10 protein-coding genes are annotated in these 13,172 nt (G+C 46.1%); 1 reads left to right on the top strand and 9 read right to left on the bottom strand.

What is annotated here, in order from left to right; genetic code table 11:
- Nucleotides 1-415: 415 nt before the first annotated feature.
- Both ACIP02_RS25805 and ACIP02_RS25810 read right to left on the bottom strand, forming a co-directional pair.
- Nucleotides 416-1,918, bottom strand: a complete 1,503-nt coding sequence (locus ACIP02_RS25805; protein ID WP_400622429.1) for a stealth conserved region 3 domain-containing protein — start codon at nt 1,916-1,918, stop codon at nt 416-418.
- Nucleotides 1,915-2,943 carry a galactosyltransferase-related protein gene (locus ACIP02_RS25810; RefSeq protein WP_400622431.1) on the bottom strand — a complete coding sequence of 343 codons (1,029 nt, stop codon included), beginning with the start codon at nt 2,941-2,943 and terminating at the stop codon, nt 1,915-1,917. Before ACIP02_RS25810 ends, ACIP02_RS25805 begins: the two co-directional genes overlap by 4 nt.
- A 406-nt stretch (nt 2,944-3,349) precedes the next feature.
- Between ACIP02_RS25810 and ACIP02_RS25815 the strand changes: the two genes are divergently transcribed.
- Nucleotides 3,350-4,288 (top strand): SIS domain-containing protein, encoded by a 939-nt coding sequence (locus tag ACIP02_RS25815; protein ID WP_400622433.1) that lies wholly within the window; start codon nt 3,350-3,352, stop codon nt 4,286-4,288.
- A 55-nt stretch (nt 4,289-4,343) separates the two neighbouring features.
- Here the strand turns inward: ACIP02_RS25815 and galU are convergent, their stop codons facing one another.
- The 7 genes from galU to ACIP02_RS25850 all read right to left on the bottom strand — a co-directional run bounded on the left by galU (nt 4,344) and on the right by ACIP02_RS25850 (nt 12,998).
- Nucleotides 4,344-5,183 carry a UTP--glucose-1-phosphate uridylyltransferase GalU gene (gene galU / locus ACIP02_RS25820; protein ID WP_400622435.1) on the bottom strand — a complete coding sequence of 280 codons (840 nt, stop codon included), beginning with the start codon at nt 5,181-5,183 and terminating at the stop codon, nt 4,344-4,346.
- A 144-nt stretch (nt 5,184-5,327) separates the two neighbouring features.
- On the bottom strand, nt 5,328-6,416 hold the full coding sequence (locus ACIP02_RS25825) for a polysaccharide biosynthesis/export family protein (protein ID WP_400622437.1): 1,089 nt from the start codon (nt 6,414-6,416) through the stop codon (nt 5,328-5,330).
- Nucleotides 6,409-7,515: an ABC transporter permease gene (locus ACIP02_RS25830; RefSeq protein WP_400622439.1), complete on the bottom strand. Its 1,107-nt coding sequence runs from the start codon at nt 7,513-7,515 to the stop codon at nt 6,409-6,411. Before ACIP02_RS25830 ends, ACIP02_RS25825 begins: the two co-directional genes overlap by 8 nt.
- Nucleotides 7,516-7,568: 53 nt before the next feature.
- Nucleotides 7,569-8,222 carry an ABC transporter ATP-binding protein gene (locus ACIP02_RS25835; protein WP_400622441.1) on the bottom strand — a complete coding sequence of 218 codons (654 nt, stop codon included), beginning with the start codon at nt 8,220-8,222 and terminating at the stop codon, nt 7,569-7,571.
- 13 nt (nt 8,223-8,235) lie between these two features.
- A complete protein-coding gene (locus ACIP02_RS25840) occupies nt 8,236-9,027 on the bottom strand; it encodes an ABC transporter permease (protein ID WP_400622443.1) in 792 nt (263 codons plus the stop codon).
- Nucleotides 9,028-9,667: 640 nt separating this feature from the next.
- A complete protein-coding gene (locus tag ACIP02_RS25845) occupies nt 9,668-10,366 on the bottom strand; it encodes an acyltransferase (protein ID WP_400622445.1) in 699 nt (232 codons plus the stop codon).
- A gap of 1,456 nt (nt 10,367-11,822) precedes the next feature.
- Complete coding sequence (locus ACIP02_RS25850; protein WP_400622447.1) at nt 11,823-12,998, bottom strand: glycosyltransferase; 1,176 nt, start codon at nt 12,996-12,998, stop codon at nt 11,823-11,825.
- Nucleotides 12,999-13,172: the final 174 nt, after the last annotated feature.

Genomic DNA, 13,172 nt, shown 5'->3' on the forward strand with positions numbered 1-13,172 from the left:
TTTCAGTATCCCGGCTCCGCCTGACGCTGAAGCCCATAGCCAAAATTCATAATGCATATGTACAATAGTTAAGCCCTGGTGCCCAATAGTAGTAGCCGACCATTACATCTAAACTGAAATTCCTTGTGTTACAGTATTGGCAGATGTTGAGCAGTAATCGCCTGGGGGATTTTATGTCAAACTGTAAACTGTGCATAAATTCAATCAGCCCTGTTGTCAGTCTCAAATGCTTACAGGGAGTATATACGCCATCGTACTCAGGCTGAGTAAGCAAAGAAAAAACGGCACTTAATCTCTGCTGTCTAAGTTTCTTGTTTGGGCGTTATATGCAGGTTGTGCTCTCAAAAAACAAGAGCTTTGATCCAGGCATCTAGATATAAAGTTTTGTAGGAGTAGCCGGGCTGCTAATTTTGCATTAAATTACTTCCCAAGGAGCCTTCTCTGAAAAACGCTCTTGAAATAGTGCCAGAGCTTGCTTTTTGTAGGCCTGATTTGTGGCACTCTCTCCACCATCATTGATGCATATAAATTGATATTTGGTGGAGTTATTATTCAGGAGTTTGTATATGTTGTTCGGCTTTGCAATGAAGCTGGTTACTTCCGAAATGCTTGCTCTCCCTGTAGCATCGGCATAGTGTTGAAATAAAAATGAAGCGACGTTGATATCAGTTTTTGATCTAATCTTGGCATTTCGGGTTCGCTCGAAAGTATCCGGAAATTTGCTTTCGAGTTCTGTTAGGATTGAACGTCTCAGTGGGTAGGGTACATGTTTGTGTTGGTGTAAAGGTCGGTGTTGAAATAGTCCGTAAATGAGTTCGCTAGAATTATTAGAGGCATAGATATAGTCTGCTAATCCGTTGTCGTCAGGGCAGGCGTTTGCTGACAACTCAAAGAATATTTTAGGTCGGTAGTATGAATCAAAGAAGTTGCCAGGTCTGCAGGGAGTTGTGAGGAAAAAGTCATCGTTCAGGTAAATAAAATGCTCAGATAGCCCTTTAATTCTGTGTAGGCAAGATTCAATTGCGTGTGAGTTAAAGGTGGGTAGTGATTGAGCGTCAGGAAATATGTCTACATGGTCCACCCAAGTTAAAGACGGATGCTCAATAGAAAGCCAATCAGGCGGTGTGCAGTTACTCACAATGTAGACTTTATTCACCCAGGGTGCATATTTGTAAATCGATCGAAGTGAGTATCTTAGTTCGTCGTTATTGGTGTAACGATCGGCCTCATAATTGACGCCAGGAAAAGTTGATGCCCATTTTTTTTGCCAGTTCTTATCTTTGTTGTTTACCCAGGTATAGACTATATCGATGCTTGGAGGATGTGTTGCATACTTGTCTTTTAGCGCAGAAAATGTTGCAGGCTTTACTTTCTTGCTCAATACATTATTCGAGCGAACCATCAGTAGACCATCTTCTGAAACGTCGGCTACAAAAAATCGAATAATAGTGCAGCTATCTAGTGCGGTTGAGTAGATTTCGACTACGAAGTCGGAAGCGCTGCTAATTATTTTAGCTAAGTTTTCAGCTAATCCAAATGCTTCGACAGTAGCAGCCGCCCGAATTTTTCCATCGGAAGTATAGACAGATGCTTTCATCGGATAAATTTTGCGAATACCATCTATAAGTCTTAACGTCTCCTCAACTTGCGCGCATGTGATAAGAAGACTTGTAGTGTCGTGTCCATCGATAACTCCACTGTGACTTCGTAGTTCATTCTTTAAATAGCTTACGATACCAACTGCTTCAAGTGCCGCAAGGTCAATAGCTGGTGTTTTAGTGTCTTTGCTTGTTAGCTTGTTTTTAGTTATGTTAATTGAGTTCTGTCTATCTAGGCGCTTTTTAAATAGATCATAAAAGAAAAGGTTTGGGTTGGACGCAAGTTTAATTATCTTTTTATAAGTGGGTGAGATACTCATTGCATCAGAAACTTAAGTCGGCGTTTAAAGGTGTCATATCTATCGATGTGGCCCGGTTTGTTTTCGAAATAAATGGAGTAGTCATTAATGCTCTTTCCAAGTGATATACAGGTTTCTACAAATTCGGTAATTAGAGTTTGGTCTTTTGGTGTGCTTCCACAGGTCATCGATTGATGCAGCTTGCAAAAAAGCATGTAATTTCTTTTGCGAAGTGAGTAATAGTTTTCACTCTCTGGAGTTTTTTTGTGAAAAATATGCAGGAAAAAATCCTTTTCTATCAAAGGGGATAGGCACAGGCGACCAAGTTCACGCCTAAATCCTTGAGCGAAGAGAGGAGAGCGGGCGGTGGTGTGATCGAAAAAATCAGGTGAAGTTTTGATTTGCGCATGCTTTGAAGCTAGCCTGATCATGAAGTCAAAGTCTTCGTATCCATGACCTATAAAGTCTGTGTTAAAACCTGTCAACGATTTGTAGTCTTCGCATAGCATAATAATCACTGACGAAGGATTTGCAAGGTGAAGGAATTCTTTTCTAGAGAATGAGAAGTAATCTTCACATAGTGTTTGTGCTGTTTTTTTTCCTGATATTAACGCTTTACTTCCAGATTGCGAGAGGTAAAGGCATGGCAAAATTGTAAAAGCTTTTAGTCCAAATTTTACAGGTGCAAAGTATTTTTTTAGTAGGTCTGTGTCTAGCCAAAGGTCAACATCAAGTAGCACAAGATAATCGGTGGTGACTTTGCTGAAGGCAATGTTTCTCAGGAGTGCTGAGTTGACAGCGTCCTCATAGAATTTCCCGCTCACCAATGTAGAATGCTTTTGTGCGCTAAAATGTTTTTTTAGTTCTGAGTCAAATCTGGTTCCGCGGTCGTTGTGCGAAAAAATGATATTTAAGGAGTGTTTTTCGGCAGCTACGGCCATTGCCTTCGCTTTCGCAACTATATCCTTTGCGCGAAATTGTAAGTCCAGCGGTACGATTGCAGTCAGGGATGCAAGGTTTTCCAGTGTGATTGGCTCACCAGTCATGGATACTGCTCCTATCGCTTTTATTGGTGGTCCAAGCATTGACATACCCACTACCTGAGCACCTTCTACTTGATTAGGCGAAATTTTAGCACGCTTGGCGATAGTGTCATCTATCTTGTACGAGGCTACGCGACAGAGCCAGGATTCAGGCGAGTATCGGTCAGACGTTCAAGTCTCTGTTCGAAGCCTAGCTTGTCACCTGCCGGTTCCTTAGCAGGTCTAACTCGATGATTTATACATTCCCTGGATGCTGTTAGTGTGGATGAAGGGGGGAGGGCGAGCGGTTCGTGGCGCCGACGAAAGGCAAAGTCGATGGCTCGCCGATTGGAACTCGTACGGGTGAATGTTGTATAGTTAGCAATCTTAAATCTATAACATGCAGTTTTCTTACAGGGCATCTTAGGACATGAATCATCTTTCAATAGCCAAAGAAGCACTTGTTGCCCAGTCTCAAGCGGTAAATCAGTTAGCTGATCGTCTTGATGGTGAGTTCCAGAATGCAGTGGAGGTGATCCTTGCTTGTCAAGGCCGCACAGTAGTGTGCGGGATGGGTAAGTCGGGTCTGATAGGGCAGAAAATGGTAGCTACCTTTGCTTCCACTGGCACGCCTAGCTTCTTCTTGCACCCAGCTGAAGCTTTCCATGGCGACCTTGGAATGCTTAAACCGGTCGATGTACTTATTTTGATAAGTTATAGCGGTGAGACTGAAGAGCTAATAAAGCTGCTGCCCAGTCTTCGCTCGTTTGGGAACAAAATTATAGCGATGACGGGCAATGGCCGATCGACTCTCGCCAAGCACGCTGATATATGGTTAGATATTTCTGTCGAGCGAGAGGTGTGTCCAAATAACTTGGCACCTACAACATCTTCCTTAGCAACTATGGCCATGGGGGATGCGTTGGCGGTAGCATTAATTGCTGCTCTTCAGTTTAAACCTTTGGATTTTGCACGTTTCCATCCTGGCGGAAGTCTTGGGCGAAAACTTCTCACAAGAGTTTGTGATGTAATGCACTCACCTGCGCCTTTTGTTTCGCCGCTTACCAGTTTTCATGACTGTTTGTTGGTGATGACACAAAGTCGGCTAGGTTTGACTTTAGTCCAAGATAGCGTGGGGGAGCTTGTTGGAATCGTTACTGATGGGGATTTGAGAAGAGCCCTGTTGGATAACTCAGATACAGTCAATCAGTGCGTAGAGTCTTTCATGACGCCAGAGCCTCATACAATTTTAGATTCTGCCCAGCTCTCGGAGGCGGAAAGTTACATGCGCGAGAACAAGGTTAGGGCATTGGCAGTACTTAGTGCTAGCAGCGGTGAGATAGTAGGAGTCGTAGAGATTTTCGACTAGCTAGCTTTCATAGCTGATGCGGAAAGCCACAATTTGTGGCTTTCCATGGTTTAACTTAGTATGCCTTACCTGCTTTGTAGTAATTCTCAAAACAGAAGTTCGTCGCGTCGATGTAGCCTTCAGCACCGCCGCAGTCGAAACGCTTTCCCTTGAACTTGTAGGCGATCACACAGCCGTTCTGCGCTTGTTGCATCAGCGCGTCGGTGATCTGGATCTCGCCACCCTTGCCTGGGTCGGTGTTAGCGATGATGTCGAAGATGTCCGGGGTCAGGATGTAGCGGCCGATAATTGCCAGGTTCGACGGGGCGTCTTCAGGCTTCGGCTTCTCTACCATGTTGGTGACGCGGAAAATGTCGTCACGGATCATGTCGCCGGCAATTACGCCGTACTTGTTGGTTTCCTGCGGGTCGACTTCCTGAATGGCGACGATCGAGCAGCGGAACTGGTTGTACAGCTTGACCATCTGGGTCAGTACGCCGTCGCCTTCCGGGTTGACGCACAGGTCGTCCGCAAGCACAACGGCAAACGGCTCGTCGCCGATCAGCGGGCGACCGGTGAGGATGGCGTGGCCCAGGCCTTTCATTTCGGTCTGGCGGGTGTAGGAGAACGAGCACTCGTCGAGCAGGCGACGGATACCAACCAGGTATTTTTCCTTGTCGGTGCCCTTGATCTGGTTTTCCAGCTCGTAGCTGATGTCGAAGTGGTCTTCCAGGGCGCGCTTGCCACGACCGGTGACGATGGAAATTTCGCTCAGACCCGCATCCAATGCTTCTTCAACGCCATACTGGATCAGTGGCTTGTTGACCACCGGCAGCATTTCCTTGGGCATGGCTTTGGTAGCAGGCAGGAAGCGGGTACCGTATCCGGCGGCTGGGAATAGACATTTTTTGATCATATCATCCAATCTATTGGCTGCTTCGAGAATTACTGTGTTTTTCAACAATGAATGTTGCTATCAACTAAAATTTTATAGCGCGACTTAAGGCGCACTTAATAACTAGATGTGCAGATATGAAAGAATAAGCACTTATTAGCATCGTTAGTTTATACCGGTGGCTTTGCCAAGTATCATAGTCTGTACGATGGGTGAGATAATTTTTTGCCATTCATAAACAGTAGCATTTGTAACGTAAATGGTATCATCCGGTTTTATGGCAATTTGACGAGCATAGAATATTGCTGCAGGGTCGCGCATGTTTAGCCGTAGGACTGTCGGTTTAGAACTGCTATCGGTTGGCATTCTGAAAACAAAAACCCCTTCCGGATTCGCGTTTTGCTCGCGTAAGCCACCAACGCTTCCGAGTGCATCCAGCAAGCTGGTATTTTTACTAGGGAGGTCTCGCAAGCCGGGTTCCGCAACAGCGCCCATGGCAACAAAACGTTGGCGTGCACGATCAAGTACAACTTCTGAGTTTGGCCGGAGCACCATATTATTGCCAGCAAGCACATCTTCATAGTTAAACTGCTGCACTTGGCTGCCATTGCGGACAGTTACATTGACTAGATGTGATTCTAGTACCGGCCCCCCGGCTTGGTTGACGGCATCCAAGAGAGTCAGGGGGCCTTGAAGAGTGCTGAAGCGTCCAGGCGCTTTTACCGCCCCGGCAACAAGGACAGATCCGGACAGATCTCCGATTAGCTCCACGTGGGTTTGTACGTCGGTCGTGATACCTTTAAGCTGACGACGAATCATGACCTCAACTTGATTCAATGTCATACCCGCAACATATTGGCGTCCAACATATGGAAGCGAAAGCATGCCCTGAGCGTCGATTCTGTTTTTCAGCTGAGTGCCGCCGGTAGCCAGTGGTGCAAACAATGCAGAACCTTCAGGCGCTGTATCTGCGATGAGAACATTAAGAGTGTCCCCAGGCATAAGTCGGACTTCCGGAGATACCGGTTTGGTTACAGTTGCCAAAACAGGTTTAGCTGCACCTTGCATGTACGGCGCGATAGTGGAGGCGCTGATATCCACAAGGTCGTAAGCTTCGGACTTATTTTCAATCGTACCCTTATAAGGCCCAGCGCCTGAAAGGGTTCCGCCACAGCCAGCAAGACTAACAGCCGCAAAGGTCACCGCTGCCACTTTCAGGGCAAATTTGCGAGAAGAAGAAAGGGAATTAATCACGATGATCCTCAATCGAAGCTAGAATGAAGCGAGTGATGGCGTAAAACATAAGGAGGCCAAGTAAAATTGTCGCCAGGTTGTACCAACGCTCAGGATAAATAGCTAGTTGCGGAGTGTTTGGGCTGACCACAGTGACCAAGGTTCGAATCTTTTTACTCGCTTCAATGCGAGCGTTATCTAAGGCAGCCACCGCAGTTTTGTAGGTTTCTTCTGCAATACCGGCGTCGAGAGTCAATTGCTGGTAGCGCGAGGCAACAACGTTTAACTGAGAGCCTTGCGGTGATGAAACCAGAAGGCGCTTCTCCTTAGCGAGTTGCTGTGTAATTGCTTCAACTTTTTGCTTTTGTTGACGAATCTGAGGGGCGTCACCACGTAATTTAAAGGACATTTCAGTAAGAGCGGCTTGCTCCTTAGTATATTGCCCTTCAAGGTTTGCGATAATAGTGGCTCGGCTTTGTGCAGTATTGCCACCGTCCAAAACCTTGTTCTCGTTCTGGAAATTCAGTAGCTGCGTTTTACGTTTCGCGTAGTTGTCTCTGGCACTGTCAAGCTCACCCTGAGCAAATTTCATCTGTTCCCTGGCGATATTGTGGCTGACTTCGTTTACGAAGTGTTCGCTAGCCTGAAGTATCACTCGCAGCATTTTTTCGGAAAGCTCAGGTTTAAAGGACTGAACTTCGACTCGAAGGAGGCCCGTTGTCTCGTCGTAGTGCGCTGAAACCATGCGTTGATAATATTTCAGCAGATCTTCGCGAGGCGCGTTCTCATCGAGCCAGAAAAAAATATCTTTACGCTGAGATGCGTATTGTTCGACCCAGTGAACTTGGTCCTCAAGTAACAGCATCATGTCTATCGAAGTGATGTATTCTCGAAGATATAGAGTTTCTTCCCTCGATGCCGGATTAGTTCCAGTTAAAAGCGTTGCGAGACCTGGAACTTGAGCCCCTTGGTTATTGCCGTCTTGGCGCACCACCACTTGTGCAGAGCTGACGAAGCGGTCGATGGCGAATACGCTATAGTAAACGGCCGCAAATATCATTGGCAGAATAACCATGGCGGTTATTAGGCGCCAGCCCTTCTTGTTACCCGTGCTGCTCATAGTTGGATGTTTCCTTGAAATGGAACGGTGCTACTTAATTGAGGTATTAGAGATTAGCTACTATAAGCCTTGATGCCTTCGGAAACATCGTCATATACTTGAATGCCACCATTGCGCACCAGTAGCACAACATCGCATAGCTTTTCAATTTCCGGCATGGAATGGGAAACCAGTACTATTTTTGACATCTCAAGTCTTTCCTTGAACACATCAGCACATTTGCGTTTGAACTGCGCATCACCTACTGACATGACTTCATCAATGAGGTAATAGTCAAAGTCAAACGCCATGCTCAAGCCGAACGCCACTCTCGAGCGCATACCCGATGAATATGTTTTAATGGGTTCATCAATCCAATCGCCGATATCTGCAAATTCTTGTACATAGCGAACTTTTTCACGCATGGCGTCACCAGTAGCACCATAAACCCGACAAACAAATTTTATGTTGTCGCGGCCTGTCATGCTGCCTTGAAATCCACCCGTCAACCCAACTGGCCAAGAGATGCTGCGGTCGGTGACGATCGTCCCTGAATCAGGCACATCCGCGCCTCCTAAGAGTCGCATCAGTGTAGACTTACCTGCACCATTCCGGCCAATCAGTCCGATATTTTTCCCTGGGGGAATGGCCAGCGACAGATTGCGAAAGATGTATCGGCGCCCTTTAGGCGTGAGATAGGACTTGGTGACGTTTTTGAGTTCAAACACGATTGGCCCGTACTTAACCGTTCTTGGTAGAAATCAGGTGCATCCTGCGGGCGCGGTAAGCACCTAGTGACAGGAACAGTAAAACTAGGGTGAAGATAAGCACATAGTTCTCGGACACCCCGTCGACTGGGGTGTAGTGGGGTAGCACTTCAGCGCGGATAAGCTCAAGAATATGTAAAAAAGGGTTGAGCAAAAGGACGGGCATCATAGGTTGGGGTAGGTAAGATGCAGGAATTAGTACGCCCGACATGAAGTAAAGCGGGAAGAAAGCCATGCGAATGATGATTTTCAGACTCGGTAATGCGTGCGTAATAAGTGCAAGGAGCATCCCTAAACTAAAAGCGAATGATAAGCCCAGAAGCAGGGTTGCGACCCACTCTAGTGGGTTGTGGATTGACATGTCGAATCCGAACCAAGCGAAACCAAAAACCAAAATGGCGTATACCGTTGCAGAAATGCATGTTTCGACAATGACTCGTGCGATATATGTGTCTAATGGTTTTATTTGTTTATAGCCAAAAAGAGAGCGGTTCTCTCGCAGGCTATCCATTAGCCGAAGTGATGTATTGCGGTATAGTAAAAACGGAGCCATTCCAATTAAAATAAATACCGGGTACTCGATGCCTGAAACGGTACGTCCTCGCAGCATTGCAAAAAGTACTGAAAAAAGGAGTAGATGGACTAGAGGCTCCAATAGCACCCATACGGCCCCCAGGCGACTGCCGCCGATTCGTGCGCGTGCTTCGCGTAGAACGAGAGCAAAAATGACAGACTTCTGGATCTGTAGAGAGGAACGAGGCTTCAAGAGAGAGACCGCAAAGCAGTGCAGCGCGCCTAAGCGCGCTGGAGTTCATCTTCACGAAAGGGTCCGATACCCAGAGTGGAATGGCTAGCAATGTACCGGATACTTCCATGTTCTAAGGGGGGCGAGGTTAATTCGGCGTAGCGCAAGCGTCAAGAGAAATGCGGGAAATCGTTAGGGCGAACCTACCACTGTGGCTATGAAGCCACCCTCCGAGCCTACGTCGCTATGGGATAGGTCGAATAGGTCGTGAGCCTTGACCGCTAACCCATTGGGGGGTTGACATTTCGGTTTTTTCGGTGATGGAAAACGTTCAGGTTGCTAGGATCGATTCATGCCACGCCGACATCGCGACGATGCCATTGCATTGTGAGTCGGCACCCTTCGCTGGTAGGCAAAATTTGGCATATGGATGGTTCCCAATAGTGCGACCAGGCGATCAGGCGTCGTGATGTCAATTTCGCAGGCCGGGTCAGATCTCTTTGCCGATTCGTTGGTTAATTAGCAGAGATTATTATCGTGGTGGCGAATTTGATTTTTTGCGTGAGGGGCACTACTTTTTGGCAGTGGGTCGAGCCCACTACCAAGATGATAATGTTCTGCCATGCTGGCCGTACTAGTTGAACTCAGCTGCGCTCAGATTCTAAGAGATAACTGGCTCTTCAATGGTCAAATTCCAGTACTTGGATTTTTTAACGAAAGATGCGTCGGGTTTATAGAAAGGTTCGACATGGCTTAGGTGGGGGCGCTCCCAGGCAATGTCTTTTCGCATAACTTTGGCAGGTACACCAGCCGCCACGCAGTTATTCGGTATTTTTCCTTTTACGACACTAGCGTATCCTATTACGCTACCCTCGCCAATTCGTGCGCCAGTGAGGATTGTGACCCTGCCGCCAATCCAAACATGTGGCCCGATGCTTACCGATTTGGGCATGTTTACGCGCTTGCCTGTATGTACATCGAAGATAGGGTGGCCATCATCAGCGCGGATTTGGATTTCTGATGCTAGCATGCAGTCGTCTCCGATCGACACAGTGATACCCTCCGCTGTGGTCAATAGGCATACGTTTGTACAAGTAACAAAATTTCCGATATTGACGGTACAGTCCTGTCCTACTCGGATTGTACCCTTGAATCGGTTCTTCCCGATATTGCAATTACCGTTGTCGCAATCAAAAAAAATACTTCCCTGAATTTTAGTCCCTTTGTTTACTGTAAGTTTATTATTGCTCCCTACAAAAATAACTTTGCATTCTGGGACTTCTTCTTCGCAAATAATTTCATTGTTATTTGCATCTTTGTACGGCTTGATGGAGTTTAGTACTACTTTGTTCGGTTTCATTTGATGCCTTTAATCTGTTTTTGGGGCGTGATCCAGTTTCGCTTTTTTCAAGTATACTTTAGGGCGGCGAGCCTCAAAAAATAGCTCTTTTTATCTTTCCAGCAACCCTTTGTGGTTAATCACAATGTCTACTGCGTGGTTGGAAGAGGTTGGCCGGGGGAGCTTGCTAGCGTTGCCGTTCACCCTTGTTGAGTGTGGCGGTGCTTGAAAAGTGATCAACTCGTGCATGGCCTCACTCCGGTGCTTTTTCATGTCTGGGATGGCAAATCGTAAGTATAACGAAAGGTTAGGCATCTTGCGAAGCTGTGTAAAGGGGCTCATGGCCGTTGCAGGCTGCCGTAAGCGAGAGGCTTGGTGGGGGATTTCTTGTAGATCCTCGTCTCCAGTGCGGGTTGGTATAACCATCGCGGGATGTGTGAGCTCAAAGGAAGAATTATAGCTTCGATTCACTGACCTTGCTTGCTTGGGTTGATCTCGCTTCGATTTTGTGTACTCTGGAATGTGTGCACTGTGCATCTCGATTGGGATCGTTTCGGTATGGTTCGTGGTTTGGTGCAAATTTGATTTCGTATATAGCGCTGGTTCTTAAATGCTCACTGGTTCTTGTGGTTAGTTTGCTGGTTGTTACGTATTTGTCGATCGCCTGCCCTTGTAGGTTAGCTGCCATGTAGTGTGTGTGGAGCGGTGTTTATTATTTTGCGTTTGCTTTTATTACTGCCTGGCGTCGTCGGGCGTCAGTAGTTTTCGGTTGAATTTGTGATGAGGTAGTGTGCCGGCATGGATTCGATACAATTTGATACGTGGTTTGGAGGGGCGGGATAGTGACCAATGAATTTGAGCTCGACTGGGGTAAGTGGCGGTACAAAGTCATGCGGGGCAAGCCTCCGGGCGATACGCTTGTTGGAGTAATCGACGGTGACGAGTATGTCAGGGGGGAGGGCGGGAGGATGTTGTATCGTGTCGCGCACGGTCAGCTTTGGGGTATGGATTGCCGTCATATCGGAAAAATTACTATCGCTGAAGACGGCTGCATTAGGGTTGCAAATCATAATAGTAGTAGCGTTTTTGTTATTGTTCGAGAGTCACGGACCTCTTGACTTGTTTTGCAGTACCTAAGGAGTGGGTTTTTGTTTTTCTTGTAGCGAGGTATTCAGAATCGCAATGGGTTGTAAATTTTAAGTGTTGCGATTCTCAGGTAATGATAATAATTAAGCTTGTGCCTATTAAAGATGGGTTGTCCCTTTCTATGCTGTGGGGCTAATGTTCTGATTGGGTGTCTTCATTTAAAAAGTTTAGTGTGCTTTCATCGTGTTTTGTATGCGTTATTTTATTGCTATGTCGGAGAGGCCGTCCAAGGCCGGCAGGGCCTTGGGCGGTGAAAGCACAGCTATTGATCCAGTGGATCTCTAGGTTTTTTCGATTGGCCGGTTGTGGTGCGCAGATAGGGCTTTTATTATTAGAGGGATAGCTCTTGAATGGCTGATTTCAACGCGGCATATTTTCTTTGTTCATTAATCAACTCCTTTTCAAGCTTGCTTACGCGCTCGTTGTAGTTTTTCACGATCAGCATTTGGAGTGCGGTTAGTTCCAGTTCCGTCAGTCGGCGTTCATTACAGTATTTTTCGAAACCAGGTAGCGATTCGGCAAATTCCAGCCAGAGGTTCCTATAAGAGAACAGGCAACCGCGACCGCGAAAAACAACTCTTCGCAGCATGTTTAAATCAATCGGCTTCCAAGGTTTAAATTGAGTAATGTAATGAATGTTCTTGACATCAAATTTTAGGTCAGAGTCGACTGGCTTTGTCCACAAAACTCTATGATTATAAGCGTCTGTAAATGTGATGTAATCGCCTTTTAGCTTAAAGAGTAATAAGCTAAAGGCAATCTGTTCCAGTAGTTTTGCTTCCGGGTTCTTATCGGCTAGGTATTGATAAATTTCAATGAAGGATTCAAAGCATTTATTTCTAACAAAGCGTTCATTGTTGAAAGTGATAAAGCCGACATTCATGTAATCTATGGGGTCAAGTCCTAATCTCCCAGTTTTTTGCAAGTCTTCATGGATGTCAGGTCTGACGCCTTGGTTTAGCAGACTGACTTTTGCACTCAGACCGCCGACGGTGCCCTCGTGCGGAATTATTTCGCTAAGCTCGTACTTCCCGATGCATAGTAAGTCGTAGTCTGCTTTGATCGAGAACTTGTAACCCATTTCGCCAAGGTAGATGGGCAAAACATAGTTATAAAAAACTTCCACCGGCCATGCGCCTTCGGTCATTGGCTTGAAGGTTTTTTCTATCTCGTAGTTATTTAGCTTTTGGTTGTCAATAAAGTTGATTTGATTTTTGTTTAGCGTCTCTCGCATGTCTTCAGACAGCTTGCGCTCATCAAAGCACAAGAAGAAATCAAAATCGTCGGGGTTGTGCTTCTTAATGCTAAGAATTGTAACAATTGCTGGGAAATAAATTCGCTCGTCGCCAGCAATGAAAAGTGCAATTTTTTCCATTATAAAGTCCGTTTCTATCTCGCTGATGCAAAAAAATCGATGGATGATAGCTGGCTTGATCGTTTTTGGCAATAGAAGAATATGGGCTGTTTTCTCGGCATAAATCTGATGGGCGCTATCAATGTTTTTCAAGTGCAAGATTTATATACGCTAGATTTTGCAGTTATTTATTCTCTGTACTCGTGCTAGTAGTGCATTTTGTGGCTGGTTTGGAGGTTTCTGATATCTCTGGTAGCGAGGGTGTTGCCATTGAAGAATTGATCTCGGTATGGGCTTGAGAGATTATGTCAACGGCTCTCGGAAGCT

It is taken from the genome of Pseudomonas sp. NPDC089408, assembly GCF_044749445.1.
Lineage (GTDB): Bacteria > Pseudomonadota > Gammaproteobacteria > Pseudomonadales > Pseudomonadaceae > Aquipseudomonas.